Source organism: Aurantimonas litoralis (assembly GCF_026153195.1).
GTDB lineage: Bacteria > Pseudomonadota > Alphaproteobacteria > Rhizobiales > Rhizobiaceae > Aurantimonas > Aurantimonas coralicida.
The window spans coordinates 156,769-181,424 of sequence record NZ_JAPFBM010000001.1 but is presented as its reverse complement, the minus strand read 5'-3'; the positions used below and the strand labels follow the sequence as shown (position 1 = coordinate 181,424).

At 66.8% G+C, this 24,656-nt stretch carries 24 protein-coding genes; 14 read left to right on the top strand and 10 right to left on the bottom strand.

The genetic code is table 11. From position 1 onward, the window contains the following. The first annotated feature begins 23 nt into the window (after nt 1-23). The 4 genes from N7I30_RS00930 (at nt 24) to N7I30_RS00915 (ending at nt 4,736) form a co-directional block, all read left to right on the top strand. On the top strand, nt 24-1,121 hold the full coding sequence (locus N7I30_RS00930) for a sensor histidine kinase (RefSeq protein ID WP_498636079.1): 1,098 nt from the start codon (nt 24-26) through the stop codon (nt 1,119-1,121). A 426-nt stretch (nt 1,122-1,547) separates the two neighbouring features. Beyond that, nucleotides 1,548-3,218, top strand: a complete 1,671-nt coding sequence (gene leuA, locus N7I30_RS00925) for a 2-isopropylmalate synthase (RefSeq protein WP_475362142.1) — start codon at nt 1,548-1,550, stop codon at nt 3,216-3,218. Then, nucleotides 3,218-4,033 (top strand): alpha/beta fold hydrolase, encoded by an 816-nt coding sequence (locus tag N7I30_RS00920; protein WP_498636077.1) that lies wholly within the window; start codon nt 3,218-3,220, stop codon nt 4,031-4,033. The genes leuA and N7I30_RS00920 overlap by 1 nt, the downstream gene beginning before the upstream one ends. A gap of 85 nt (nt 4,034-4,118) precedes the next feature. Next, entirely contained in the window at nt 4,119-4,736 is a 618-nt protein-coding gene (locus tag N7I30_RS00915; RefSeq protein ID WP_024350393.1) for a hypothetical protein, read from the top strand. Here the strand turns inward: N7I30_RS00915 and N7I30_RS00910 are convergent, their stop codons facing one another. Next, nucleotides 4,737-5,687, bottom strand: a complete 951-nt coding sequence (locus N7I30_RS00910; RefSeq protein ID WP_421460902.1) for a metallophosphoesterase family protein — start codon at nt 5,685-5,687, stop codon at nt 4,737-4,739. A gap of 58 nt (nt 5,688-5,745) precedes the next feature. Here N7I30_RS00910 and N7I30_RS00905 point away from each other — a divergent pair, with 58 nt between their 5' ends. Next, nucleotides 5,746-6,207, top strand: coding sequence for an NUDIX domain-containing protein (locus N7I30_RS00905; protein ID WP_498636074.1), 462 nt, complete (start codon nt 5,746-5,748; stop codon nt 6,205-6,207). Here the strand turns inward: N7I30_RS00905 and N7I30_RS00900 are convergent. Continuing rightward, the gene (locus N7I30_RS00900; RefSeq protein WP_498636072.1) at nt 6,198-7,190 is read right to left on the bottom strand and encodes a glutathione S-transferase family protein; all 993 of its coding nucleotides are present in this window, start codon (nt 7,188-7,190) and stop codon (nt 6,198-6,200) included. The genes N7I30_RS00905 and N7I30_RS00900 overlap by 10 nt on opposite strands. 105 nt (nt 7,191-7,295) lie before the next feature. On the opposite strand from N7I30_RS00900, the gene N7I30_RS00895 reads away from it, so the two are divergent. The 3 genes from N7I30_RS00895 (at nt 7,296) to N7I30_RS00885 (ending at nt 9,094) form a co-directional block, all read left to right on the top strand. Next, nucleotides 7,296-8,000, top strand: coding sequence for a GNAT family N-acetyltransferase (locus N7I30_RS00895; RefSeq protein ID WP_338083193.1), 705 nt, complete (start codon nt 7,296-7,298; stop codon nt 7,998-8,000). 109 nt (nt 8,001-8,109) lie between these two features. Further along, a complete protein-coding gene (locus N7I30_RS00890; RefSeq protein ID WP_228239782.1) occupies nt 8,110-8,688 on the top strand; it encodes a hypothetical protein in 579 nt (192 codons plus the stop codon). Nucleotides 8,689-8,710: 22 nt separating this feature from the next. After that, nucleotides 8,711-9,094 carry a hypothetical protein gene (locus N7I30_RS00885; protein ID WP_498636069.1) on the top strand — a complete coding sequence of 128 codons (384 nt, stop codon included), beginning with the start codon at nt 8,711-8,713 and terminating at the stop codon, nt 9,092-9,094. Between the two features lie 191 nt (nt 9,095-9,285). Here the strand turns inward: N7I30_RS00885 and N7I30_RS00880 are convergent, their stop codons facing one another. Then, on the bottom strand, nt 9,286-9,669 hold the full coding sequence (locus N7I30_RS00880; RefSeq protein ID WP_228239784.1) for a winged helix-turn-helix transcriptional regulator: 384 nt from the start codon (nt 9,667-9,669) through the stop codon (nt 9,286-9,288). Between the two features lie 108 nt (nt 9,670-9,777). Here N7I30_RS00880 and N7I30_RS00875 point away from each other — a divergent pair, with 108 nt between their 5' ends. Both N7I30_RS00875 and N7I30_RS00870 read left to right on the top strand, forming a co-directional pair. After that, nucleotides 9,778-10,788 (top strand): zinc-binding alcohol dehydrogenase family protein, encoded by a 1,011-nt coding sequence (locus N7I30_RS00875; protein ID WP_498636067.1) that lies wholly within the window; start codon nt 9,778-9,780, stop codon nt 10,786-10,788. 207 nt (nt 10,789-10,995) lie between these two features. Continuing rightward, a complete protein-coding gene (locus N7I30_RS00870) occupies nt 10,996-11,898 on the top strand; it encodes an HNH endonuclease (RefSeq protein ID WP_498636065.1) in 903 nt (300 codons plus the stop codon). A gap of 51 nt (nt 11,899-11,949) precedes the next feature. On the opposite strand, the gene N7I30_RS00865 is transcribed toward N7I30_RS00870, so the two are convergent. The 5 genes from N7I30_RS00865 to N7I30_RS00845 all read right to left on the bottom strand — a co-directional run bounded on the left by N7I30_RS00865 (nt 11,950) and on the right by N7I30_RS00845 (nt 20,132). Next, the gene (locus tag N7I30_RS00865; RefSeq protein ID WP_498636063.1) at nt 11,950-13,140 is read right to left on the bottom strand and encodes a D-alanyl-D-alanine carboxypeptidase/D-alanyl-D-alanine-endopeptidase; all 1,191 of its coding nucleotides are present in this window, start codon (nt 13,138-13,140) and stop codon (nt 11,950-11,952) included. Between the two features lie 89 nt (nt 13,141-13,229). Next, nucleotides 13,230-15,311: a hypothetical protein gene (locus N7I30_RS00860; RefSeq protein ID WP_228239788.1), complete on the bottom strand. Its 2,082-nt coding sequence runs from the start codon at nt 15,309-15,311 to the stop codon at nt 13,230-13,232. Continuing rightward, on the bottom strand, nt 15,308-18,184 hold the full coding sequence (locus tag N7I30_RS00855; RefSeq protein ID WP_228239789.1) for a DUF4159 domain-containing protein: 2,877 nt from the start codon (nt 18,182-18,184) through the stop codon (nt 15,308-15,310). The genes N7I30_RS00860 and N7I30_RS00855 overlap by 4 nt, the downstream gene beginning before the upstream one ends. Continuing rightward, nucleotides 18,181-19,107, bottom strand: a complete 927-nt coding sequence (locus tag N7I30_RS00850; protein ID WP_228239790.1) for a DUF58 domain-containing protein — start codon at nt 19,105-19,107, stop codon at nt 18,181-18,183. Before N7I30_RS00850 ends, N7I30_RS00855 begins: the two co-directional genes overlap by 4 nt. 14 nt (nt 19,108-19,121) lie before the next feature. Next, nucleotides 19,122-20,132: an AAA family ATPase gene (locus tag N7I30_RS00845; RefSeq protein WP_228239791.1), complete on the bottom strand. Its 1,011-nt coding sequence runs from the start codon at nt 20,130-20,132 to the stop codon at nt 19,122-19,124. A gap of 205 nt (nt 20,133-20,337) precedes the next feature. On the opposite strand from N7I30_RS00845, the gene N7I30_RS00840 reads away from it, so the two are divergent. From N7I30_RS00840 to N7I30_RS00830, 3 genes are read left to right on the top strand one after another with little or no spacing between them, the layout of a single operon-like run. After that, entirely contained in the window at nt 20,338-20,928 is a 591-nt protein-coding gene (locus N7I30_RS00840) for a DUF1285 domain-containing protein (protein WP_228239872.1), read from the top strand. Between the two features lie 2 nt (nt 20,929-20,930). Beyond that, nucleotides 20,931-21,614 (top strand): CoA pyrophosphatase, encoded by a 684-nt coding sequence (locus N7I30_RS00835; protein WP_423776371.1) that lies wholly within the window; start codon nt 20,931-20,933, stop codon nt 21,612-21,614. Continuing rightward, a complete protein-coding gene (locus N7I30_RS00830; RefSeq protein WP_228239792.1) occupies nt 21,611-22,852 on the top strand; it encodes a CCA tRNA nucleotidyltransferase in 1,242 nt (413 codons plus the stop codon). The genes N7I30_RS00835 and N7I30_RS00830 overlap by 4 nt, the downstream gene beginning before the upstream one ends. 54 nt (nt 22,853-22,906) lie before the next feature. On the opposite strand, the gene N7I30_RS00825 is transcribed toward N7I30_RS00830, so the two are convergent. After that, entirely contained in the window at nt 22,907-23,107 is a 201-nt protein-coding gene (locus N7I30_RS00825) for a DUF1059 domain-containing protein (RefSeq protein ID WP_024350410.1), read from the bottom strand. 88 nt (nt 23,108-23,195) lie between these two features. After that, nucleotides 23,196-24,104 (bottom strand): oxygen-dependent coproporphyrinogen oxidase, encoded by a 909-nt coding sequence (gene hemF / locus N7I30_RS00820; protein ID WP_024350411.1) that lies wholly within the window; start codon nt 24,102-24,104, stop codon nt 23,196-23,198. A gap of 241 nt (nt 24,105-24,345) precedes the next feature. Here hemF and N7I30_RS00815 point away from each other — a divergent pair, with 241 nt between their 5' ends. Continuing rightward, nucleotides 24,346-24,630, top strand: a complete 285-nt coding sequence (locus N7I30_RS00815; protein WP_188075546.1) for a hypothetical protein — start codon at nt 24,346-24,348, stop codon at nt 24,628-24,630. The last annotated feature ends 26 nt before the right edge of the window (nt 24,631-24,656 follow it).

Below are 24,656 nucleotides of genomic sequence, written 5' to 3'. Positions count from 1 at the left end.
ACTGCAACTGGACGGGGATCACCATGGGGGTCGACATCGGCGCGCCGCGCGGCAGGGCCAATCTCGCCGGCCTGAACGGCGTGCAGGCGTTTCTCATCGCCATCTCCTGGCGCGAGAGGCCGGTGCTTCGCTGGGTCTTCGCCATCGTGGCGATCGGGCTCGCCTTCTGGGTCCGCTACGGGCTGGACGAGCAATTGCCGGCCGGCTTCCCGTATCTGTCGTTCTTCCCGGCCGTCATCATCACGACCTTCCTCGCCGGCACGGCGCCGGGAGCGCTGGTCGGTCTCCTTGGCGGCCTGTCGGCCTGGTACTTCTTCATTCCGCCCTTCGATTCCTTCCTGCTCACCGGCGGTTCGCTGCTGGCGCTGGTCTTCTACGTCTTCATCGTAACGGTCGACATCGTGCTGATCCACTGGATGCACGTCGCGCTCGACCGGCTGACCGTCGAGAAGGAGGCGACCGCCCGCTATGCCAACGAGCGCGACCTTCTGTTCCGCGAGCTGCAGCATCGGGTCTCCAACAATCTCGCCGTGGTGTCGGCGCTCCTGAACACCCAGGCGCGCGTGTCCTCCTCCGCCGAGGCAACCGCCGCTTTGCAGCAGGCCTCCGCCCGCATCGGCCTCGTGTCCAAGATCCAGCGCCAGCTCCATGATCCGAGCCGCCAGAGCCTCGACATGGCGCCCTATCTGGCGCAGCTCGGCCCTGACCTCCTGGCGGCATCGGGGGTGACCAACGTCACCTATCTGACCGATGTCGCGCCCACCGAGGTGGATGCCGAGACGGCCGTGCCGCTGGCGCTGATCGTGACCGAACTGATCTCCAACGCGATCGAGCATGGCTGCGCCGACGGCCGGCCGGGCACCATCCGGGTCTCGCTTCGCCGCGAGGACGCGGCGGGCACTGCGGGCGAGGGCTGGACCCAGCGGCTGCAGGTAGCCGACGACGGACCGGGCTGGCCGGACGGCTTTTCCATCGCCGCGTCCCGCAATCTCGGCATGCGCATCGTCGCCTCTCTTACCCAGCAGATCGGCGGGCGCTTCGAGACGTCGAACGACGGCGGCGCGGTGGCGACGCTCGTCTTCGAGGCCCGGCCGGCGTTTACGGCGTCGTCGGCGGGCTGAGCGGGCCGGCCGCGACTGTTGCATTTTCGGCTTGCCATCGACGGATTTGCGGCTAGTCTTCGCCGCATGAACGCGACGCCATCCACTTTCGGCATGATCGCGGCCCCGAGCCGGGCCGGCGACGCCGTGCGTCCGCTCTCGCTTCTACGCCTTCTCCTTCTTAGCTGCGGCCGTCGGACCCGTTGACCTGAAGGGGGCGTCCGGCGGTCGAGCCGGCACTGTGGTCCGACCCGGCCCGCGCGCTCAGCCCCTCTCGCTTTACAAGACGGTTCCAATTGCCGATGACCGGCCAGATGCGCGCGAAGCCGCCGCAGCCGTCATCCGCCCAGCGATCAAGGTGCGAAGACCATGTCCGTTACACCCGCCCCCCGTCCGGCCGCAGACGTCCGGCAGGCGCCGCCCGAAACGGCCGAGCGCCGCGGCACGATGCCGTCGGCCTCCCGCAAGTACCAGCCCTATGGCCAGGTCGATCTGCCCGACCGGACATGGCCGTCCAAGACCATTACCGAGCCGCCGATCTGGTGCTCCGTGGACCTGCGCGACGGCAACCAGGCGCTGGTCGATCCGATGGGGCAGGACCGCAAGGCCCGGTTCTTCGCGCTCCTGAAGGCGATGAACTTCAAGGAGATCGAGATCGGTTTCCCGTCCGCCTCGCAGACCGATTTCGACTTCGTGCGCTGGTGCATCGAAGAGGGCGAGACGCCCGACGACGTGTCGCTGCAGGTGCTGGTGCAGTGCCGGCCTGAGCTGATCTCGCGCACCTTCGAGTCGCTGGAAGGGTCGCACCGGCCGATCGTGCATTTCTACAATTCCACCAGCGAATTGCAGCGCCGCGTCGTGTTCCAGAAGGATCGCGCCGGCATTCGCGAGATCGCTACTGACGCCGCCAAGATGGTCGTCGACATGGCGGCCAAGGCCGGCGGCGGTTATCGCTTCCAGTATTCGCCGGAAAGCTTCACCGGGACCGAGCTCGATTTCGCCGTCGAGATCTGCAACGCGGTCGCCGAGATCGTTCAGCCGACGCCGGACAACAAGCTGATCCTCAACCTGCCGGCGACGGTCGAAATGTCGACGCCGAACATCCATGCCGACCAGATGGAATGGATGTGCCGCAACCTCGACAATCGTGACAGCCTGATCGTCTCGCTGCATCCCCACAACGACCGTGGCACCGCGGTCGCGGCGACCGAGCTGGGCCTGATGGCCGGGGCGGACCGGGTCGAGGGCACGCTGTTCGGCAATGGCGAGCGCACCGGCAATGTCGATCTCGTCACCCTGGCGCTGAACATGTTCACGCAAGGGGTGGATCCGGGTCTCGACGTCTCCGACATCAACCACATCAAGGAGATTTTCGAGTACTGCAACCAGATGACGATCCACGAGCGTCATCCCTATGTGGGCGAGCTGGTCTACACGGCCTTTTCCGGATCGCATCAGGACGCGATCAACAAGGGCATGAAGGCCCGCAAGGTCGCCAACAAGGAATTGTGGGAAGTCCCGTATCTGCCGATCGATCCGAAGGATGTCGGCAGGTCCTACGAGGCGATCATCCGCATCAACTCGCAGTCGGGCAAGGGCGGCATCGCCTATGTGCTGCAGGCCGATTACGGCCTCAACCTGCCGCGCAACCTGCAGGTGGAGTTCCGGGAGGACATCCAGCACATCACCGACGAGGAAGGCCGCGAACTGCCCGTCAAGCGCATCTACGAGCGCTTCATCGAGCGCTATGTGGAACAGCCGGACGGTCGCATCCGGTTCGTCGAGCACACCACCCGGCCGAGCGCGAATGTGAAGGGCGAACGGATCGTCGAGGCGACCATCCTCGACAATGGCGTGGAGACAACGATCGAGGGGATCGGAACCGGGCCGATCGACGGGTTCGTGAACGCCCTCTGCCGCCATCTGGGCCTGGAGTTCTCGGTGTTCGACTATTCGGAACACTCGCTGGGGGCCGGCTCCGACGCGGGCGCCATCTGCTACATGGAAGTGCAGCACGAGGGCGGACGGCTGTTCGGCGTCGGCATGAACAAGAACATCGTCACGGCTTCGCTCGAAGCGCTGGTCGCCGCGGCGAACCGCCTCCTGGCGACACGCTGATGAGCGACGCCGAAGCACCGCGCCTGTTTGCCATCGAACAGGGCGGCGAAGCCGGCGGCACGGCGCGGCCCGTCGTGCTGCTGCACGGCTTCGACGGTCGGGCGGCCGTGTGGGAGGCGCTGCAACGGCGCCTCGCCACTCCGCAGCGGCGGGTCCTCGCCTTCGACCTGCCGGGCCACGGCCAGTCGCGGGACTATCCCGGCTTCGGTCCGCCCAAGGTGGCGGCGCGGGCCGTGATCGCCGAGATGGAGGCGCGTGGCATCGCCTCCGCCCACCTCGTCGGCCATTCGATGGGCGGCGCCATCGCCTGCCTCGTCAGCCTGTTCGCACCGGACCGCGTAGCCTCGCTGACGCTGCTCGCCCCGGGCGGATTCGGCCCCAAGATCGGCAGCGACCTGATCGCAGGGGTGATGACGGCCGAGGGCGCTGAGGCAGTCCGCACGTCGCTTGGCGCGATGGGCGCCCCGGGCTGGCAGCCGGACACCGAGACGGCAGCCGCGATCGCCGCCGCCCGCACGCCGGAGGATCGCGCCGCGGTCGCGCAGATGTTCGATCTCCTGTTCACGGCCAGGGATGGCGGCGGGGGCGGGACGCAGGGCGTTCTGCCGCTCGAGACCATTGCCGCAACCGGCCTGCCGATCTCGCTCGTATGGGGCACGGAGGATCCGGTCACACCGTTTGCGCAGGGTGCCGAGGCGCCGCCGGGCTTCGCCCTGACCGCGCTGGCCGGGCACGGCCACATGCTGATGCTGGAGGCGGAAGACGCCTGCGAGAGCGCGATTCTAGCGTCGATCGAGCAGGTCGATGGCGCCTGAGCCGGAGCGGCACGCAGTTTCTTCCAATCGCGAATCCGAATATGATAAACCCCCGGTTAACGAATTGGATTCGAGGCGACGATCGATGGGCGAAGGCAAGGACAATGTCGCGACCCTGATGGGGACGAAGCGACTGGCCGATGCCGTGCGACAGGCCAAGATCGCTGCCGCGCAGCGTTCGGACGTCGTCGTCGATATCCGTGAGGCCGATCGTGCGCGGCTCGAAATCCTGCAGGAAGAGCTGCAGCCGCTGATCGACGAACTGCCGGCGGGCGAGGACATGTTCGACTTCACCCTGTCGGGCGGCGCCCATGCGCGGCTGTGGATCGACGGCACCGCCAATGTCGTCATGGCCCGCGACCGGCGCACCTATCGGCTCGTCCGCGAAACGCGCCTCGGCCGGGTCACGCTGGTGGAATCCACCGAAGCGCGAATCATCGCCGATCGGGTGACGGACTACGTCGCCGAGCGGATCGTGGAGCGCGACAAGGCTTTCGCGGTCAACGACGAACTGAACGAGCGGATCGCCAAGCCGGCGCATCCGGTTCGCCGGACCAACGAGGCGCCGCTGCGCCAGCCCGAGCCGCAGCGTTCGCGTTCGACCGACTTCGTCATCGCGGCCGTCTGGCTGATGATCGGTGTCGTCGTCGGTGCCGGCCTGCTGCTGGCGATCTCGTCCTATCTCGGCGTTTCCGTCGGCTGATCAGGCCGCCGGCCGCGAATCCTCGCGCGAGGTCGTGTTGACGGCGCGCCCCTCCGTGAGCAGTTCGCGCTGGCGCACCCAGCCGATGCCCGGACGCTCTTCACGGGCGCCGCGTTCGCGCTGGATCAGCGACCATTTTCCCGGCTCGCCGTCGATCTCGAACAGATTGTAGCGCGAGGCCGGATGCGAGCTGCCGGGCGCCTGGCTCGCCGACGGCACGCCCACCACCGGCACCATGCCCTGCGGCCCCTTCAGCCAATGCAGCGTATCGAGATGCGTGTGGCCGTGCAGCACGAGCTCGGCACCCATCTCGTGGATCACCTTCGAGAAGAACTGCTTGCCGATCAGCCGCTTGTGCCAAGCCGTCGAGCCGGAGATCGGCGGATGGTGGATCAGCACCACGCGAAACTGGCCATGCGCGCCGGCGTGTTCGAGCTGCTTGGCCAGCGCCATTGCCTGGCGCCGGCGGAACGTGCCGGTAGCGAAGAACGGTGCCGTCGCTTCGGCGGTCGAGACGCCGAAGATCGCGACGGGGCCACGGACCCGCACATAGGGGAACGAGTTGCCGATGGCGTTCAGCGGATTGTCGCCGATCATGTACTCGTACCATTCCCGGTAGGACCGCTTCAGCGCGCCGGGGACATAGGCGTCGTGGTTGCCCGGCACCACGGAGACGTCGTGCGGCTTGCCGAGTTCCTCGAGCCAGATGCGGGCCGCCATGGTCTCGACCTTGGTGGCCAGATTGACCAGGTCGCCGGTGACCGCGATGTGGTCCGGCGCTTCCTGCTGCAGGTCCTGGATGAGGTTGGCGAGCGTGTCGCCGAACATCACCCTGCGGCGATTGCGATGCCAGTTGACGTAGCCGGTCACCCGCTTTGACGCGAGTTCGCGGATCGACAATTCAGGCAATGGACCGAGATGGATATCGGAGAGATGGGCAAGACGAAACATGCCTGTCATCCTAGGTGAGGAGAGACGGATTGCTAGGGTTGGCGAACGAAGGACGGCGATGCGTTTCGAGAAACTGATGGTGCGGATCCTGCACGGTGTGCATGTGGTGGCTCGGCCCATGACCCTCGGCGTCCGCGGTTTCGTCTTCGATGACGCGGGGCGGATCTGCCTCGTGCGACACACCTATGTCTCCGGCTGGTACCTGCCCGGCGGCGGGGTCGATCCCGGCGAGACGGCGGCCGAGGCGATGACGCGCGAGGTGCGAGAGGAGGCAGGGATCGTGCTTCTGGACGAGCCGGAGCTGGTCTCGGCCCATTTCAACCGCAACGCCTCCAACCGCGATCACGTGCTGCTCTATCGCTGCGGCGCGTTCCGGCGCGAGGCGAACCACAAGCCGGGCGCCGAGATCGCCGAGATGGGGTTCTTCGCGCCCAGCGAGCTGCCGGATGGCACCACCAATGCAACCCGGCGCCGTCTCGCCGAACTGGCCGGCGAGACGGCGCGCGATCCCTATTGGTGAACGGCCAGCCGCTCGCGCCCGTGCGGCACGGTGAGATCCTGCTTCGGACCGACGGGGATGATGCCGGTCGGATTGATCGTCGCGTGGCTGGAATAGTAGTGGCCCTTGATATGGTCGAAATCGACCGTCTCGGCCACGCCCGGAACCTGGTAGAGTTCAAGCATGTATTTGAAGAGGTTCGGGTAGTCCCTGATCTGCTGCAGATTGCATTTGAAGTGCCCGAAATAGACCGGGTCGAAGCGGATGAGCGTCGTGAACAACCGCCAGTCCGCCTCGGTCGGCGCGGCGCTGGCGACGAGGTAGCGCTGCTTCGACAGCAACGCCTCGAGCCGGTCGAGCGCATCGAACAACTGTCCGAAGGGCTTCTCGTATGCCCGCTGCGTCGTCGCGAAACCGCATTTGTAGACGCCGTTGTTGACGTGATCGTAGACATCCGCGTTGATCGCATCGATGTCGTCGCGCAGATCGTCCGGTGACAGGTCGACCGAGGCATCGCCATAGGCGTCGAAGCCGCGGTTCAGGATGCGCAGGATTTCCGAGGATTCATTGTTGACGATGGTTCCGGTCTCCTTGTCCCAGAGGACCGGCACGGTCACCCGACCGGTGTAGTGCGGGTCGGCTTCCAGGTAGATTTCATAGAGCCGCTTCTTGCCGAAGATCGGATCGGGAATTGCCCCGGGACGGTCGGAGAAGACCCAGCCTTCCTCGCCCATGTGGTAGTCGACCACCGACAGGGAGATGACGTCCTCCAGCTTCTTCAGCTTGCGGGCGATCAGCGTGCGGTGGGCCCAGGGGCAGGCGAGGGAGACGTAGAGATGGTAGCGGCCGGGCTCGGCCTTGTAGCCCGTCTGGCCGTCCGGGCTGGGCGATCCGTCGGCGGTGATCCAGTCGCGAAAGCTCGTGGTCGAGCGCTGGAAGCTGCCGCCGGTCGATTTCGTATCGTACCATTTGTCCTGCCACTGGCCGTCTACGAGCAGTCCCATTGGCGATCTCCTTCGGTTCGGGTCCGTCAGACTAACCGAAGTGGCACCCGCGCGTTCCGGTAGCAGCCGCGACGCAGCGTCAACGCTCGGGCACCAACCGGCCGGATGGGCTCCGGCTGGACCTTCCCTGATCGCAGTGCTAACCGGATTGCCGGACTTGAGGAGTGCTCCGATGATCATCCGCCGACGACGACACAGGATCTGCGCGCACGCGCACTGACCGTCGTCGTTTGCCGGTATCCCGATCAGCCGATGGGAGCCCAGCGAGCGGCGCTGACGCCCGCCCGACCTGGAATGCCCGTCATGCTTGCCCTTTCCGACGTCCGGTATCTTCCGGAAGATCCTGACCACCACGCAGCCATCGATGCCATTGCCGCCGAGGCGTTCGGCCCCGGTCGCTTCACCCGCGCCGCCGAGCGTGTTCGCGAGATGGCCCGCCATGCGCCGGCGCTCTCCTTCGTCGCCGAACATGACGGGGCGATCATCGGTTCGGTTCGGCTGACCCCGATCGCGATCGGCGAGGCCCCGTCGCTGATGCTGGGGCCGCTCGCGGTCCGGCCGGCCTTCAAGAACCGTGGCGTCGGCAAGGCGCTGATGCAGCGCGCCGCTACGGCTGCCCGCGAGGCGGGCGAGAGCTCGATCATCCTCGTCGGCGATCCGCCCTATTACGCGCCGCTCGGCTATCGTCCTTTGCCCCGCGGCTCGGTGATCATGCCGGGGCCCGTCGATCTGGCCCGGCTCCTGGGCCTGGATCTCGTCGACGGTGCGCTCGGCGGGGTGACGGGACATGTCGGCGCGCGGCGCCTCTGAGCGCTGCCCCACAGACTTGATGAACCACGGGCAAGCGCGGATTGCACCGAGCGGCAATCCGGCCTAAAATTCCGCAGGGGAATGCGGAAGGTTCGACGCAATGCCCGCCATGATCGACATAGTCGCGATATTGGTGACGATCCTGGCACCGCTGGTGCCGGCGATCCTGCTTTACAGGTCCGTCCCGTCCACCGGACAGGCGAGTGGCGCGCTGGCCGGCGTGAATTTCAAGCTCGGCGGCGCGGTCGCCGGCTATGTCGTGATCTTCCTCATCGCGATCCTGTTCCTGAAACCCATGACGATCAGCTCGCCCCGCTACGAGATCGTCAAGATGCAGGGCACCGTCGAGATCGGCGGCGTCGCCGAGAACGAGCTCGACATGCGGTCCTTCCGGATGAGCATAAGCCCGCGGCAATGGGGGCAGGAAGGCACGGTCGGCCCCCAGTTGGTGCGGTGGACGGCGTCGGTTCCCAGGAAGATTAATCCCGACGGCAAATCCCCCTGGTTCTTCGACTATTTCGTCGTGTCCTACGATGGGCACCAGAGCAAGATGATCCCGGTCAATGGCGGGACCCTGCTGAGCGGGATCGACACGATCGACTACGGCAAGCAGGTCCTCGAGCCCGTGCGAAGGGGAAGAGCGTCGGAGATCATCCTCAGCGAAGCGGGAGGCCGCGCAGGTGATTGAGACGAGGACCTCTCGATCGGCGATGGCGCTGTGGCTGCTGCTTCACGCCTTCGCGATCGCGCTCGCGATGAAACCCGTTCACGCCGGCGGCCTGTTCGGCGATCTGGTGGCGAGCGAGGCCGCCAATACCGACGACAACGCATCCCCGAGAGCGCCGAGAAGCCGCGCAGGCAGGGAGAAGGCGCTGGCCGATCAGCTCATCAGCCTCTGTTCTGAGCCGGACTCCTGCATGCAGGCCGTGACGAACGATTCCGGCTACTTCCAGTTCGATGACGTTCCGGCCGGAACCTACACTCTCGAGACCCTGGGCCCGGACGGGAGCGTTGTCAGCGGAAGCGTCGACGTCGGGGCGGACTCGATGCAAGGGGTGAAGATCGTGACCCCGTCTGCCGCCTCGAAGAGATAAGAGACCGCGATACGGGATTGCGGTGATCGCCGCGGGCGTTCGTCTCCCAAGCCAAAGGTGCGATCGGCGATCTGCCAAGGCGTCATGCTCTGACATGTCCGCAAACCGCCTCGAGGCGGCCACCGTTCGACCCGACGATTGCCCGTCGACTGCCTCACCCACCGCGTGATCCGCGTACCGCCGGCCTCGGTTCACGCAGCCGCGTGTTCGGCGCCCGATTCCGGCTTCTGCGGTTTGCCGTAAAGGCCGATATTGGCGTCGCCCCACTGCTTGAGCGACCGCAGGATCGGCTCCATGCTGCGGCCGAGCGGCGTCAGGCTGTATTCGACCTTCGGCGGCACCTGCGCATAGACCTTGCGGTCGATGAGGCCATCTTCCTCCATCTCCCGCAGCTGGTTCGTCAGCGTCCGCGGCGTGATGCTGACCAGATGCCGCTTCAGTTCGCCGAACCGCAACGTCCCGTCCAGCAGATGGAACAGGATCACCGACTTCCACTTGCCGTCGATCAGCCCGATGGCCGCCTCGACAGAACAGCCGGGGGTGCAGTCGAACCGGGAATGCCGGATTTTCGCCATGGTGGTATCCTTCTTGATACTAGTGGCGTCATTTGTGCGTATTGCTCTCATGCGAGCATAGGAACATCTTCGGCCCTGTTCAATCGGATGATGTGACGGAGCAGGATGATGAAAGCGATTGCGTACAGGAATGCCGGGACGATCGATCGGCCGGACGCGCTGGTCGACGTGGAACTCGACCGCCCCGTTCCGGCCGGCCGCGATCTTCTCGTCGAGGTGCGTGCGATCTCGGTCAATCCGGTCGACTACAAGATCCGGGCAAATGTCGATCCGGACCGCGCGTGGAAGGTGCTGGGCTGGGACGCGGTGGGCCGCGTCGTCGAGGCCGGCGAATCCGTCGAGGGTTTCCAGGTCGGCGACGACGTCTACTATGCCGGATCGCTGGTGCGTCCTGGGGCCAACAGCCAGTTCCATCTCGTCGACGAGCGCATCGTCGGACACAAGCCGGCCTCGCTCTCCAACGCCGAAGCGGCGGCGCTGCCGCTGACCGCGATCACAGCCTGGGAAATGCTGTTCGACCGGTTCGACCTGACGCGGCCGGTGCCGGGCTCGGCGAACGCCATCCTGATCATCGGCGGTGCCGGCGGGGTCGCGTCGATCGCCATCCAACTGGTTCGGGCGCTGACTGACCTGACGGTCATCGCCACGGCGTCGCGTCCCGAAACCCGCGACTGGGTCATGGACCTCGGCGCGCACCATGTGATCGATCACAGCAAGCCGCTGGCCGACGAGATCAGGGCCCTCGGCATCGGTGCGCCCGGCTTCGTCTTCTCGACCAACGGGACCGCCGACAATCTGGACGCCATCGTCGAACTGATCGCGCCGCAGGGACATTTCGGCCTGATCGACGACCCCGATGCCCTGAACGTCTCGGCCTTCAAGCAGAAATCCGTATCCACCCACTGGGAGTTCATGTTCACGCGATCGATGTTCGAGACCGCCGACATGAACGAACAGGGCAAGCTGCTCGACAAGGTCGCCGAGCTGATCGACACCGGCAAGATCCGCACGACGCTCGGCGAGGTAATGACGCCGATCAATGCCGAGACCCTGAAGGAAGCACATCGCAAGTCCGAAGCCGGCCGGGTCAAGGGCAAGATCGTGCTCGAAGGCTTCTGACCAACTCAGTGTAGGTCGAATGATGCGGAACCCCCGCACATTCGGCCTCACCCGGCGCCTCCTGCCTGAGCATGCCCGCAATTCGGTAGCGGCGGTGGAACGCTCGCGATGCAGGCGAGCGTCAGTTTGCCAGCAATGGCGCCGAAAAGACTGTGATATTCGGGCGTAGCCCATGGCTTTGTCATCAGAGGCCGTATCCAATGCGGCATGGCATTCGGCATATTCATCCACCGCACGGATTCGATTTACGACGACAGTCCAGCGGAGCAGTATCAGTTCCCCAGTCAGTATCTCAGCCGCGTGTGGGCCTGTATCGGGGACTGGGTCGTCTACTACGAACCACGGAAGGTCCCGGATACCCGCGGATATTTCGCGATTGCCAAAGTACAGGAGGTCGTTGCAGATCACGGTGCGGCAGGAATGTACATCGCGGTGATCGAGCCCGGCAGTTATCTGGACTTTCCGAACGGCGTGCCGTTTAGCGACGCTTACGGCGTCGTTGAACGCGGGGTTCTGAACGAGGCGGGGCGTATCTCAGGCCGGGCGCAATCCGCGGTGAGACCGATCTCCGCTACGGATCTGAACCGGATACTCGATCGTGCGTTCGCGTCGGACATGGACATTCTGCCACGAACTGACGTTCATATGCCGCCCGGCTTTGCTGATGAACAAGCCCCGTTTCAATACGACGATGAGCCAGAACGCGACCGCATTACCTATCTTGGTTCGCGGATCACGCGGGACCGATTGTTCCGGCGACTGGTTCTAAGAGCGTACGACTCTCGGTGCGCCATCACGGGCCTCAAGCTCATCAACGGTGGCGGACGGGCTGAAGTCGAAGCAGCACATATCCGGCCTGTCGAAGCGAACGGACCCGATAGCGTGAACAATGGGGTGGCACTGTCTGGCACGGTGCATTGGATGTTCGATCGCGGCTTGATCGGGATTGCCGACGATTTGCAAATCCTCGTGTCGCGGCAGGTGAACGACCCATCGAGCGTTCAGTCGATGATCAATCCAAGTGGCTACATGCTGCCGCCGCTTCGTTCGGCCGACCGCCCGCATCCGCGCTTTCTCGGATGGCATCGCGAGAACTGCTTCAAGCACTGACGCGAATGCAGCCCGTCGCATGACGCGCCATTCGGCGGGCAGCCGTTCTCGTCAGAAGCCGCGTTCGATGGCGGTGAGCAGGCGGAAGCGCAGCTTGCCGCCGCCGTTCAGCGAGATCACGAACCGCACGTCGCCGTGCTCTGCGGTCCTGGCGAAGCCTGCCAGTGTGCTCACACCGGAGAAGGTGCCGGTCTTGTAGCGGGAGCCGGCGCGAGTTTTGCGCAGAAGCTCGGCGTGGGGAGCGAAGTGGCCCAGCACGCGGGCAAGACCGCGCGCCGTGAAGCTATTGTCGCGGCTGATGCCCGAGCCTTCCACCAGTTGCATGGCGTCGGGGACGTCATGCGCGGCGAAGACCTCGCGCGCGACACGGATCGATTTCTCGAGGCTGACCGGGCCGCCCTCGCGCTGCGCGCCGATCTCCAGAAAGACCTGGTTGGCGATGTAGTTGTTCGAGCCGATCAGCATCTGCCGCAGGATTTCCGCAAGATCGCGCGACTGCTCGTGCACATAGACCGGTGTCAGTCCGGCAGGGACTAGTCCGAGCGATATGTCGCCCTCGACACTGCCGCCGGACCGCTCGATGAAGGCGGCGAGCAGCTCGCCCGCATAGCGGATGCCGATGCTCGGATCTTCCTGGGTCAGGCTGATCCGGCTGCGGCCGTTGGGGCCGCGCGCACGGAACTGGCTGACGGCGAGGGGTGTGATCGGCGTCTGCTCCTCGGCGGACCGGACCGTCTGGCCGTTGCGACGGGCGTTGATCGTGTTGAAGTTGACGGCGAGCGCCGAATTCAGCGCGTCGTAGGCTTCGTCGGTGACCTCGATCCCCGGAATGCTAAGCTCGGCGGGATAGTAGCTCGCATCGACCACGATGCCGGCGAAGGGCTCCGTGCCGGTTTCCTCAAGGAGTTTCGGCGCGAGCACGGCGAGTTCCTCGGAAACAAGGAACGGGTCGCCGCCGCCGCGCACATACAGCACTCGGTCGTCGCCCAGATAGAACTGCGTCTTGAAGCGGTAGTCGCCGCCGAGAACCTCCATCGCCAGCCACGCCGTGACCACCTTGGCAACCGACGCAGGGACGAAGGGCTTGTCGGCGTTCTGGGCGAGCAGCGCGTTGCCGTCTTCGTCCAGCACGAACACCAGCCCGGACGGCGCGAGGGACGCGACCCTGTCCTTGACGTCAGCGGTGGCCGGGGCTTGCAGTAGAAGCACCGCGAAGACCGTGGCAAGCAGGCGAGACCACATGGCGGCTCCAGCATGTTCGGCGTGTCGACGTGTCCTTCACACTAGGGGTGCCGATGCGTTAGGCAAGGCTCTCGTCAGAGGCGCAGGGCCTACCGGCCCTCGCGATACCAGGTGGCCGACAGCGCCATGAGCAGCACGGCAAGGCCGAGGAAGCCGGCGAAGAGGGGCGTGCGGTCGACGCCGCGCAGCACCGTCTCGTCGGTGGTCTTCAGGCCGATCCAGTCGCGGCCGTCGGCATTGGCGCGGCCGCTGACCGGCACGACCCGCGGGACGGACAATTCGCCGTCACCGTCGGCCACCCGGCGCACGCTGCCGCGGGTGACGTCCGAAAGCGGCTGCAGCTTGTCGACGGTGGAGATGGCCTCGCGATATTCGCGCGGATTGACCGGACCGACATTGGCCAGCGCCCGCAGATCGTCATTGGCCGCCTGGAACAGGCCGAGTTCTTCGGTCTCCAGCGCGCCTTCGTAGCGGCCGGCGCCCACCTCGTTCAGCGGCAGGGTGACCGCCTCGCCGGACGGCGTCAGGACGGTCGCCGGGCCGGGGGCGTCGCCGATGGTCTGGCGCGTGACGACGAGGTCGGAACCGCGGGCTTCAGCATCCAGCGCCTCTTCCTCCAGTTCCGGCTCCTTCATCAGCCAATGGGCCAGACGGCGGAACAGGGCGACATGCGGGCCGCCGCCTTCGAAGCCGCGCGACCACAGCCATTCCTGGTCGGACAGGAGGAGCGCGATGCGGCCTTCGCCGACCCGGTCCAGCACCAGCAGCGGCTTGCCGTCCGGCCCGTCCATCACGGTTTCGCCCTCGGGCTCGCTGACGTCGATCGACCGGAACCAGCGGCTCCAATCCGGCGGCTCGCTGGCCGAGCCGGGCAGGTTGCGCGTCACCGGATGCTTGCGGCCAATCTCGGAGATCTGCGGCCGGAAGGCGCTCTGTTCGATGTCGCCCGTGGGCAGGGCCGGCAGGATCGATTGCAGCGGCGTGCGGGCGACGCTCTCCTGGCTGGCATATTCCGGGCCGGAGGCGATCAGCATCGCGCCGCCATTCTGCACATACTGGGCGATGTAGTCGAAATAGAGCGACGGCAGCACGCCGCGCTCCTGATACCGGTCGAAGATGATCAGGTCGAAATCGTCGATCTTCTCGACGAAAAGCTCGCGCGTCGGGAAGGCGATGAGCGACAGCTGGTCGATCGGCGTGCCGTCCTGTTTTTCCGGTGGCCGCAGGATGGTGAAATGCACCAGATCGACGGCGGCGTCGGATTTCAGGAGATTGCGCCAGGTCCGTTCGCCGGCATGGGGTTCGCCCGAGACCAGCAGCACGCGCAGGTTCTCGCGGATGCCGTCGACCACCGCGATCGCCCGGTTGTTGACCGGGGTGATCTCGTTCGGGTCGCGCGCCGCGACGAGTTCGAGGATGTTCTTGCCGGCGCGCGGCAGCTGGAAGACGAATTCCGCATCGCCGCCGGGGCGCACGCTCTCGCGGGAGATCAGGTCGCCATTCAGGAAGACCTGCACCTCGACCGGCCGGTCGGAAGCGGCCGGGCCGTCTTCGAGGACGCGGTAGCGCAGCCTCTGGTCCTCGTCGACCAGGCCGAAGCGCGGGCTGGTGGTGATCTCGATCCGGCGGTCGAATTCGTCCGGCTGCCCGGTGATCAGCCCATGGACCGGCGCGTCGAAGCCGAGCGCCTGGGCTTCGGCCGGAATGTCGTGGATCTGGCCGTCCGTCACCATGATGGCGCCGGCAACGCGGGCCGGCGCGACATCCTTGAGCGCGCCGGAGAGGGCGCCGAACAGAGCCGTGGTGGCGCCATCGGTGGGCGAGGCGCCGGAGCGGGCCTCGACGGTGCGCACCTCGAATTCGGGATAGCGGGCGAGGCTCTCCTTCAGCGCCGCTTCCGTGGCGTCCGCCTGCGCGTTGCGCTCGCCGATGGTCTGGCTCTGGCTGCGATCGACCACGAGGGCGACGACGCTCTTCAGCGGATCACGCTCTTCCTGCAGCACCACCGGGTTCATGATCGCCAGTAGCAGCGCCGCGATGGCGAGGATGCGCACCAGTGCGCCGCGGATGCGCGCAACCACCAGCGCCAGTGCGAGCAGCACCGCCGGGATCGCGAGAAGGGCGATCACCGTCCAGGAGAAGAAGGGCGCGAAATCGACCGACCAGTTCATTGGCCCAGCCTTTCCAGCAGAGCTGGCACATGCACCTGATCGGCCTTGTAGTTGCCGGTCAGCACGTACATCACGATGTTCACGCCCGCCCGATAGGCATATTCGCGCTGCGCGGGATCGGCGGAATCCGTCGGGAACAGGAACAGGCCCTGGCCGTCGACCGCCCAGGCGCTGGCGAAATCGTTCGACGTGATCATGATCGAGGAGACGCCGTCACCGCCGCGCGCCGGCCGTGCACCGCCTTCGCCGTCGCGCACCAGTGATTCCACCCAGAGCTGGGAGCCGGTGTGGCGTCCGGGAAAGTCGTCCAGCATGTAGAACGCCTTGGTCAGGACGTGGTCGGTCGGCACCGGATCGAGCGGCGGCACGTCGAGATCGGCAAGGATCTCGCGCAGTCGGCGCTGGCCGGCCGAGACATTGCCGCCGGACAGGCCGGAAATCGGATCGTCGGCCACGTCGAACAGCACCGTGCCGCCCTGCTTCATGTAGGCATCCATGCGGCCGATCGCGGTTTCGCTCGGCATCGGCGCGCTGGCGTCGATCGGCCAGTAGATGATCGGGAAGAAGGCGAGTTCATCGGTGGCGATGTCGACGCCCATCGGCTCGCCCGGCTCCAGCGCCGTCTTGGCGGTGATGAATTGCGACAGGCCGGACAGACCCTGGCGCGAGATCTCGTCGGTCGCTTCGTCGCCGGTCAGAACATAGGCCAGATGCGTCGTCTCCGTCGCTCGGATCGCACGCTCAACATCGACGTCGTCGTCCGCGACCTGCTCGGCGGATGGCGTCGGTGCAGGCTCCTGCTCCTGTGCGCGAGCGTCTGGGACCGCGGCGACCAGTCCGATCGCGGCAATCGCGAGGATCGCCGGGAGCGCGCCGGCACGACCGCGCGAAAAGCTGCTGCCGATGCGGGTCGCCGCACCGTTCAGCCAGAGCAGGGCCAGTGCGTCCAGGGCGAAGAGGACGAGGGCGGCGGCAAACAGCCAGGGCGCCAGATCGACGGCATTCTCGCCGCCATAGCCGCGCGCCTCGACCGGCACACCGAGATCCAGCGCTGGCAGCGGCTCCAATTCGGCGTCGGCCGGCAGGAGATTGTGGGCGAGATAGCCTTCCTCGCTGCCATAAAGGCCCGGCGGGTTTTCGCGTGTCACCGGCTGGTCGCCATCGGCGACGGGCTGCAGCGGCTGGACGTCGGCGCCGGGGCTGGTGAGGCGGCCCTGACCGTCGAGCACGCGATAGGGTGGCAGGCTGTCGGCGGCGGTGCGGCCCTCGCTGGGGCCGGCACCGGCCCGCGACAGCGTCACGATCCGCCGCAGCATCTCGACGAAGGCACCGGAGATCGGCAGGTTCGACCAGGTCGCCTCGGCGGTAACGTGGAAGAGGACGATGGTGCCGGCGCCGACCGTCTCGGCGGTGACGAGCGGCGTGCCGTCGGCAAGGCTCGCCCATGTCCGTTCGGACAGGTCCGCGGCCGGCTCGGCGAGGATCTGGCGGGTCACGGTGACGTCTTCCGGCACGGCGATCCCGGCAAAGGGTTCGTCGTCGGGCATCGGCGCGATCTTCTGGGGCTCGGACCAGGACATGGCACCACCGAGCTGGCGTTCGCCCGTACGCAGGCGCACCGGCACCAGCGTGTCGTCGCCCGGCGCGGCGGCGAGGCGCGGGCCGGCAAAGCGCAGGAGATAGCCGCCATCTTCGACGAAGCCCTGCAGCGCCTCGCGGGCATTGTCGGGCAGGATGCCGATATCGGCGAGCACGATGACCGAGGGCCGCCGGGCGATCAGCGCAGGGATGGACTCGGAGAGATTGGCGCTCTGCGGCCGCACGAGATCGGCGAATGGCTCCAGCGCCCGGGTGATGTAGTAGAGCGGCGACAGCAGCGGCTGGGCAAGGTCGGAGGATTCGCCCGACACCAGCGCGACACGCCTGCGCCGGAAACTGTCGTCGACCAGCCGGACGGCGCCAGCGGTCTCGGCGCCCTCGACCTCAAGCCGGGCGATGTCGTTGCGCAGTTCCACGGGGATCGCGAAGCGGGCTTCGGCACTGGCGGAGCCGGCGGCGAAATCGAGTGACGTGCGACCGATCTCTCGCTCCTGCGCGTCGATCGCGCGAATGGCAAAGCTGCGCGGTCCGGCCGCCGCGTCAGGACGGACGGCCTGCACAACCAGCGCTTCCGTCGAATTGTCAGCTCCCGTGAGGCCGACGAGGCCGCCGACGTCCGGCGCATAGACGATGGCCTGCGACGGGGCGAGGGCGGCAAGGCTGCGGCTGGCAGCGTCGGTTCCCTCGGCATCGAGACCGTCGGCGACGAAGGCCAGCGAGCCGACGCGGTTGCCCGCAAGCGCGGTCGCGATGCGCTCGGCTGCGGCTGCCCGGTCGGTGGGGATGGGGCGCGGCGCTGCGGCGGCGAGGCGCTCCAGCGCGGCGTTGGCTTCGACCGGCGTCGCGTCGTCGGGCTGGCCCTCGGCCGTGAAGGCGAGGGAGACCGGGCGCCCGGCTTCGCCGGCTTCACGGATCAGCCCTTCGGCGGCCGTCCGCCGCACGTCGAAATCGCCGCCGCTGGCCCAGCCATTGTCGACCAGCAGCGCCAGCGGTCCGGTGCCGGTCAACTGGCCTTCGCGCGGATTGAGGGTCGGGGCGGCGAGGGCGAAGATGATCAGCGCGGCGAGCAGCAGGCGCAGCAGCGTGAGCCACCAAGGGCTCTTCGACGGCGTCTCCTCGCGCTTCAGCACCCGTTCCAGGATGCGCAGCGGCGGAAACGTCTCCATCTGCGGCCGCGGCGGCGTCAGCTTGAGAAGCCACCAGATCGCCGGCAGGGCCAGAAGCCCGAACAGCACCAGCGGCGCGCCGAAGGAAAGGGCGAGCCCGCCGATCATGCCGAGGCTCCCGCTGCGCGCGGGGCGACGGCCTGCGGTGCGCCGCTCAGCCGTCCGTGGACGGCGACCAGCGCTTCGGAGGCCAGATGGTCGGTGCGGTGGGGGATGAAGCTCCAGCCGAGGCGGCGGCAATGCTCGGCGATGTGCTCGCGGCGCGCCCGGTAGACGGTGGCGTATTCCTCGCGCAGGGTCTCGGCACGCCCGGCCGTCAGCGTCGCGCCGGTCTCGGGATCGCGGAATTCGGTCCGGCCGGCATAGGGGAACATCTCCTCTGCTGGATCGGAGATCATCACGATGTGGCCGCGAATGCCGCGCCGTCCGAGCTGGTCGATGCGCGCCACCACCTCGTCGACCGGATCGAGGAGATCGCTGACGATGACCAGTTCGGTGAAGCGCTTGAGGCGGTCGTCCGGCGGGAAGGGATCGTCGGGCCGCCGGGAGAGCAGCGCGCCGGCGATCCGCTCTGCGGCATTGCGCGCCGAGATCGGATCGACGACGCCCGGATAGCCGATGCGCTCGCCCGAGCGCGACAGGATCTCGGCGAGGGCCAGGACGATGACCAGCGCGCGCGATTCCTTGGAGACCTGGGCGGCACTCGACATGAAGCGCATGGACGGCGACGGGTCGGCCCACAGCCACACGGTCTGGGCGGCTTCCCATTCGCGGTCGCGCAGATAGACATGGTCGTCGCGGGCCGAGCGGCGCCAGTCGATGCGCGAGACCGGCTCGCCCTCGACGAAGGGCCGGAACTGCCAGAAATTCTCGCCGACGCCGCGCCGTCGCCGACCGTGCCAGCCGGCAATGACCGTCGACACCACGCGCCGCGCCTCGACCAGAAGGTCGGGCATCAAGGCGGCGCGCTGGCGCGAACGTGCCAGCGCGTCCGGTGCGGCGGTGAGGTCGACGGTGGAGCCGATCGGCATGCTGGACCCTGACCCTACGCCGCGTCGCGCTTGAGCGCGCCGATGACGTCGCGGACATTCATGCCCTCGGCGCGGGCCGAGAAGTTCAACGCCATGCGATGCTGCAGGATCGGCTCGGCCAGCGCCATCACGTCGTCCACCGAGGGTGCGAAGCGCCCGTCATAGAGGGCGCGGGCGCGCACGCAGGTCATCAGTGCCTGGCTGGCGCGCGGGCCGGGACCCCATGCGATATGGGCGTCGGCCTCCTTGTGGCCGTTGCCGGGCCGGGCCGACCGCACGAGTCGCAGGATCGCGTCGACCACGTTCTCGGCGACCGGCATGCGCCGCACCAGCGTCTGGATCTCGCGCAGGCGGTCTGACGTCATCACCGGCTCGGCGACCTGATCGGCGCCGCCCGTGGTCTCAAGAAGGATGCGGCGTTCCGATTCCAGATCGGGATAGAACACGTCGACCTGCATCAGGAAGCGGTCGAGCTGGGCTTCGGGCAGCGGATAGGTGCCCTCCTGCTCCAGCGGGTTCTGGGTCGCCAGCACATGGAAGGGCTTGGGCAGATCGTGCCGCTCGCCGGCGACGGTCACGTGGTATTCCTGCATCGACTGCAGCAGCGCGGACTGGGTGCGCGGCGAGGCGCGGTTGATCTCGTCGGCCATCAGAAGCTGGGCGAAGACCGGGCCCTTCACATAGCGGAACGACCGGCGGCCGGTCTCGTCCTGGTCCATCACCTCGGTGCCGACGATGTCGGAGGGCATCAGGTCGGGGGTGAACTGGATGCGGCGGGCATCGAGGCCCAGCGACAGCCCGAGCGTGTCGACCAGCTTGGTCTTGGCAAGGCCCGGGACGCCGACGAGCAGGGCATGCCCGCCGGAAAGGATCGCGATGAGGCTCTGCTCGACGACGCTTTCCTGGCCGAAGATGACCCGCCCGACGGATTCGCGAACCCGTGCGATGTCGGTCAGTGCCGTCTCCGCCAGCCTCACGATGGCGTCCTCGCTGAGGGTCTCCTCCTCGGGCTTCATCATCGTCATCGGGACGGTCTCCGTCAGGTATCGAAGGGAAATGGCCAGATCAGCGTCGATGTGCGATGGCCGTCGCACGGCCGCTTCCACTCATCAAATCGGCCACCGGGACTCCTGGCAAGCTGGCGAGGAGCAACTATTTCGTGACTGCGAAGGCCGGCCAAAATAAGACGAATCCCGATCGGAGGACCCATTGCCGCACCAGCCCAGCGACATGCAGGACGACGCAACAGGAACCGTGCCGAGCGATGCCGGCGCCAGCCTCGCGGCTCTTGTCGCCCGTGCCGAGCGTGCAGGCAAGGGCGCCCCGCCGGTGGAACGCTGGGAGCCGGAGTTCTGCGGCGACATCGACATGGTGATCCACGCCGATGGCCACTGGAGCTACAATGGCTCGCCGATCGGCCGCCCGGCTCTGGTGCGGCTGTTCTCCACCGTCCTGCGCAAGGATGCCGACGGGCGGACCTATCTCGTCACCCCTGTGGAAAAGCTCGGCATCACCGTCGAGGACGCGCATTTCCAGGCCGTGGAGATGTATCGCGAGATCCATGACGGTGAACCGCTTCTGACGTTCCGCACCGATGTCGGCGACGTCTGTGCCGCAGGGCCGGAGAATCCCCTGCGCCTGAGCATCGGTCCGAATGGCGAGTTTCGCCCCTATGTCACGGTGCGCGGCCGGCTGGAGGCGCGACTGACAAGGGCGCTGGCCTTCGACCTCGCCGACCATGTGGAGACCGACGGCGAACGCCAGTTCGTGCGCTCCGGTGGCGCGACCTTCGACATAGCCGCTTCGCAGGGCGGGGCCTGACCGTGTTCGCCGCCGACCCGCCAAGACGGGGCGTCGCCTACGACGCGCCTGCCGGGCGCTATACCGACTTCACCGCGACCGATCTGCGGGCGCGGATCGCCGCGCGCGGCTGGGCCGGCGATGCCGCGCCGACGCGCGAATATGGCGACCATCTGCTGAACCCCGATCTCGTCCAGCTGATGGAGCGCGACCGGGCGCGGGACGCCGCCGTGCTGGTGCCGATCGTCGACCGGGGCGAGGGGGCGACGGTGATCCTGACCACGCGCACCGCGCATCTGCGCAAGCATTCGGGCCAGATCGCCTTTCCAGGAGGCTCCGTCGATCCGGAGGATGCGTCGCCGGAAGCCGCCGCGATCCGCGAAAGCGTCGAGGAGATCGCGCTCGATCCGCAGCATGTGGAACCGGTCGGCCGGTTGCCGCGCTACCTGACCACGACAGGCTTCCGCATCACCCCCGTCGTCGCGATCGTGCGGCCGGGTTTCAGCCTCGTCGCCAATCCCGACGAGGTGCAGGACGTTTTCGAGGTGCCGCTCGGCTTCCTGATGAGCGAAGCGAACCACCGCGAGGAAAGCCGCATCTGGCAGGGCATCGAGCGACGTTACTATGTGATGCCCTTCGGCGAGCGCTTCATCTGGGGCGTCACCGCGGGCATCATCCGCACATTGTACGAAGGACTTTACGCATGACCGCCACGACGATCGAGGCAGACTGGCTGACGACGCCAGGCCTGCAGACGCTGCTGGCAACCCTGTCGGCCGATGGCGAGGAAGCGCGGATCGTCGGCGGCGCCGTCCGCAACTCCGTGCTCGGCCATCCGGTAAGCGACATCGACATCGCCACGACGACAGTGCCGGACGAGACGGTTCGGCGCGTGGAGGCGGCCGGCTTCCGCGCGGTGCCGACCGGGATCGAACATGGGACCGTGACCGTCGTGACCCCCGAGCACGCCTACGAGGTCACGACCCTTCGCCGCGACATCGAGACCGATGGCCGCCACGCGGTCGTGCATTTCGGCCGCGACTGGAAGGCCGATGCCGAGCGCCGGGACTTCACGATCAACGCGCTCTATGCCCGTGCCGACGGCAGCATCGTCGACCTCGTCGGCGGCATCGAGGATCTCGGCAGCCAGACTTTGCGCTTCATCGGCGATTCGGAGACCCGCATCCGCGAGGATTATCTGCGCATCCTGCGCTTCTTTCGCTTCTTCGCCTGGTACGGGAAGGGCCGGCCGGATGCCGCCGGCATCCGGGCTGCGACGCGCCTGAAGGAGGGGCTCGACGGACTGTCGGTCGAACGGGTCTGGACCGAGCTGAAGAAGCTCCTCGCGGCACCGGACCCGTCGCGTGCGCTGCTGTGGATGCGCCAGACCGGCGTCCTGACCCGCATCCTGCCGGAGAGCGAGCGCTGGGGGATCGATGCGATCCATTCGCTTGTGGAGAGCGAGGGAGCGTTCGGCTGGGCACCCGATCCGATGCTGCGGCTCGCGGCCATCGTGCCGCCGGACCCGGCGCGCCTGACCCAGATGGCGGAACGGTTGAAGCTGTCCAACGCCGACCGCGATCGCATCGTCGGCTTCGCCATCGCCGAACCGGCAAAGCCGGAAGAGAGCGACTCCGCCTTTCGCACACGGCTGTATTTCGGTGGTCGGGCCGCCATCGCCGACCGGCTGCGGCTGGCCGTCGCATCGGCGCGCGGCAAGGCGGAATCCTCGCGCGAGACGCTCGACGCCATCGCCAGGCTAACCAGCCAGCTGGAAATCGTCGCCACCTTCGCGCCACCTGCTTTCCCGGTCAGCGGAGAGGATCTGAAATCAGCCGGCATCGCGCCGGGCCCGGAGATGGGCAAGACCCTCGACCGGCTGCGCAAGCTGTGGGCGAGCAGCGGCTTCGTGCTCGGGCGCGAGAGCCTGCTCGAACGGGTCTGACTCGGTCCGCGGCATTACACCGACACAAAAAAGCAGGCCTTGCGCCCGCTTTTTCTATGCCGCGATCGTCGATCGACGGATATTCGCCTCTTCGCGGGTGCGGGTCCGCATCGCATCCAGCATCGCCGGCGAGATGTGCTCGAGCCCGAACTGCCGGGCCTGAACGATGGCCCTGCGGATGACCTCCGCCTCGGACTCGGCGCGGATGACCCGCCGGCAACCGGGAATTACGCCTGAACAATCCAGCTCATACATGGGATCCTCCCTGATCCGTCACGACTAGAGCAGGAAGAACGCCCGATCTTTTAAATGGTTCAAGGTCGACGGAAAGTTGTGCCGCCGGTCAGGGCCATTTCACCACGGGCGGCATGGACGACAGGATCGAATTGACGTTGCCGCCGGTCTTCAGGCCGAACAGCGTGCCCCGGTCGTAGAGCAGATTGTACTCCACGTATCGGCCGCGGCGAATGAGTTGCTCTTCACGATCGGCCTCGGTGAACGGCTGGACGACGTTCTGCCGGACGATGTGCGGATAGACGACGAGAAACGCCTTGCCGACATCGCGGGTGAAGGCGAAATCGGCGTCCCAGCCGCCGGCCTCGTCGGACGAGTGCAGCCAGTCATAGAAGATGCCGCCGACGCCGCGCGCCTCGTTGCGGTGCGGTAGATAGAAATAGGTGTCGCACCATTCCTTGAACTTGGCGTAGTCGGCGACGCCCGAATGGCGGTCGCATACGAACTGCAGGGCCTTGTGGAAGGCGAGCGTGTCGCGGTCGTCGTCGGTCCTGCGCCGGTCGAGCGTCGGGGTGAGGTCGGCGCCGCCACCGAACCACTGCCGGGTCGTCACCACCATGCGGGTGTTCATGTGGACGGCGGGCACGTTGGGATTGCGCATATGGGCAATCAGCGAAATGCCGGAGGCCCAGAAGGTCGGATCCTCCTCGGCGCCGGGGATCTGCTTGCGGAATTCGGGCGAGAACTCGCCATGCACCGTCGAGGTATGAACGCCGACCTTCTCGAAAACGCGGCCATGCATCATCGACATCAGGCCGCCACCGCCTTCGTTCTCGCGCGACCATTCGGTCTGTTCGAACCGGCCGGGCTCCAGTCCGGTCTCCTCGCCGAAACCGTCCTCGATCTCCTCGAAGACTTTGCAGATGCGGTCGCGCAGGGCCTCGAACCAGGCCTGGGCGGTCGCCTTCTTGGTTTCGATGTCTTCGGGAAGCCCCTCGGGCAAATTCGGCCGTTCCATGCGACGCACTCTTTTCGATGCTGGCGGGACATCCCGCACTGACTGTCTGGCACTTGCGCCGGTCTCTCGGACCATTGCGCCGCCGGTCTTACAGGCACGACATCTGGAGCCGAACCGCAAAATGCCAACCTCGTGGCGAGGTGGAGGATCTCCGTTGTGCCGGTATCGCGCGATTCGCAAAAGCGTTCGCTGCCCGCTATCTTGTGGGTCCTGACGATCGGAAGTTCGAGAGACGACCAGCATGTCCCGGTTGACACCGCCGCCGCTTGGCGGTCTTTCCCGCCAGCTCAAACGGACGCGCGGCTCACGCGGCGTCGGCCGCGACGCCAGCAGAATGGCGGGATCGGCAGGCGACAGCTTCGTGCGCGAGACCTTCATCCTGCCGCGCGACGCCGCGCGCAGCAAGGCGCGCGAATGGCTCGATCGCTACCCCAAGGCGGCCTATTGGACGTCGGTGGAAAGCTGGCGCGCCCTGCCGGAGGGCGACATCGAATTCACCATGCGCCGCTTGCCCAGCGCCGACTGACCGCGAAAGCACCGTCGATCGCCGCG

What these genes read in the sequence shown, in the direction of transcription:
- hemF (WP_024350411.1), bottom strand. Translation starts at nt 24,104, where the DNA reads ATGGAACGGCCGAATTTGCCCGAGGGGCTTCCCGAAGACATCGAAACC.
- N7I30_RS00850 (WP_228239790.1), bottom strand. Translation starts at nt 19,107, where the DNA reads ATGCCGATCGGCTCCACCGTCGACCTCACCGCCGCACCGGACGCGCTG.
- N7I30_RS00845 (WP_228239791.1), bottom strand. Translation starts at nt 20,132, where the DNA reads ATGACGATGATGAAGCCCGAGGAGGAGACCCTCAGCGAGGACGCCATC.
- leuA (WP_475362142.1), top strand. Translation starts at nt 1,548, where the DNA reads ATGCCGTCGGCCTCCCGCAAGTACCAGCCCTATGGCCAGGTCGATCTG.
- N7I30_RS00900 (WP_498636072.1), bottom strand. Translation starts at nt 7,190, where the DNA reads ATGGGACTGCTCGTAGACGGCCAGTGGCAGGACAAATGGTACGATACG.
- N7I30_RS00830 (WP_228239792.1), top strand. Translation starts at nt 21,611, where the DNA reads ATGACCGCCACGACGATCGAGGCAGACTGGCTGACGACGCCAGGCCTG.
- N7I30_RS00840 (WP_228239872.1), top strand. Translation starts at nt 20,338, where the DNA reads ATGCAGGACGACGCAACAGGAACCGTGCCGAGCGATGCCGGCGCCAGC.
- N7I30_RS00875 (WP_498636067.1), top strand. Translation starts at nt 9,778, where the DNA reads ATGAAAGCGATTGCGTACAGGAATGCCGGGACGATCGATCGGCCGGAC.
- N7I30_RS00870 (WP_498636065.1), top strand. Translation starts at nt 10,996, where the DNA reads ATGGCATTCGGCATATTCATCCACCGCACGGATTCGATTTACGACGAC.
- N7I30_RS00815 (WP_188075546.1), top strand. Translation starts at nt 24,346, where the DNA reads ATGTCCCGGTTGACACCGCCGCCGCTTGGCGGTCTTTCCCGCCAGCTC.
- N7I30_RS00905 (WP_498636074.1), top strand. Translation starts at nt 5,746, where the DNA reads ATGCGTTTCGAGAAACTGATGGTGCGGATCCTGCACGGTGTGCATGTG.
- N7I30_RS00910 (WP_421460902.1), bottom strand. Translation starts at nt 5,687, where the DNA reads ATGTTTCGTCTTGCCCATCTCTCCGATATCCATCTCGGTCCATTGCCT.
- N7I30_RS00825 (WP_024350410.1), bottom strand. Translation starts at nt 23,107, where the DNA reads ATGTATGAGCTGGATTGTTCAGGCGTAATTCCCGGTTGCCGGCGGGTC.
- N7I30_RS00920 (WP_498636077.1), top strand. Translation starts at nt 3,218, where the DNA reads ATGAGCGACGCCGAAGCACCGCGCCTGTTTGCCATCGAACAGGGCGGC.
- N7I30_RS00865 (WP_498636063.1), bottom strand. Translation starts at nt 13,140, where the DNA reads ATGTGGTCTCGCCTGCTTGCCACGGTCTTCGCGGTGCTTCTACTGCAA.
- N7I30_RS00930 (WP_498636079.1), top strand. Translation starts at nt 24, where the DNA reads ATGGGGGTCGACATCGGCGCGCCGCGCGGCAGGGCCAATCTCGCCGGC.
- N7I30_RS00855 (WP_228239789.1), bottom strand. Translation starts at nt 18,184, where the DNA reads ATGATCGGCGGGCTCGCCCTTTCCTTCGGCGCGCCGCTGGTGCTGTTC.
- N7I30_RS00880 (WP_228239784.1), bottom strand. Translation starts at nt 9,669, where the DNA reads ATGGCGAAAATCCGGCATTCCCGGTTCGACTGCACCCCCGGCTGTTCT.
- N7I30_RS00890 (WP_228239782.1), top strand. Translation starts at nt 8,110, where the DNA reads ATGATCGACATAGTCGCGATATTGGTGACGATCCTGGCACCGCTGGTG.
- N7I30_RS00885 (WP_498636069.1), top strand. Translation starts at nt 8,711, where the DNA reads ATGGCGCTGTGGCTGCTGCTTCACGCCTTCGCGATCGCGCTCGCGATG.
- N7I30_RS00915 (WP_024350393.1), top strand. Translation starts at nt 4,119, where the DNA reads ATGGGCGAAGGCAAGGACAATGTCGCGACCCTGATGGGGACGAAGCGA.
- N7I30_RS00895 (WP_338083193.1), top strand. Translation starts at nt 7,296, where the DNA reads ATGGGCTCCGGCTGGACCTTCCCTGATCGCAGTGCTAACCGGATTGCC.
- N7I30_RS00860 (WP_228239788.1), bottom strand. Translation starts at nt 15,311, where the DNA reads ATGAACTGGTCGGTCGATTTCGCGCCCTTCTTCTCCTGGACGGTGATC.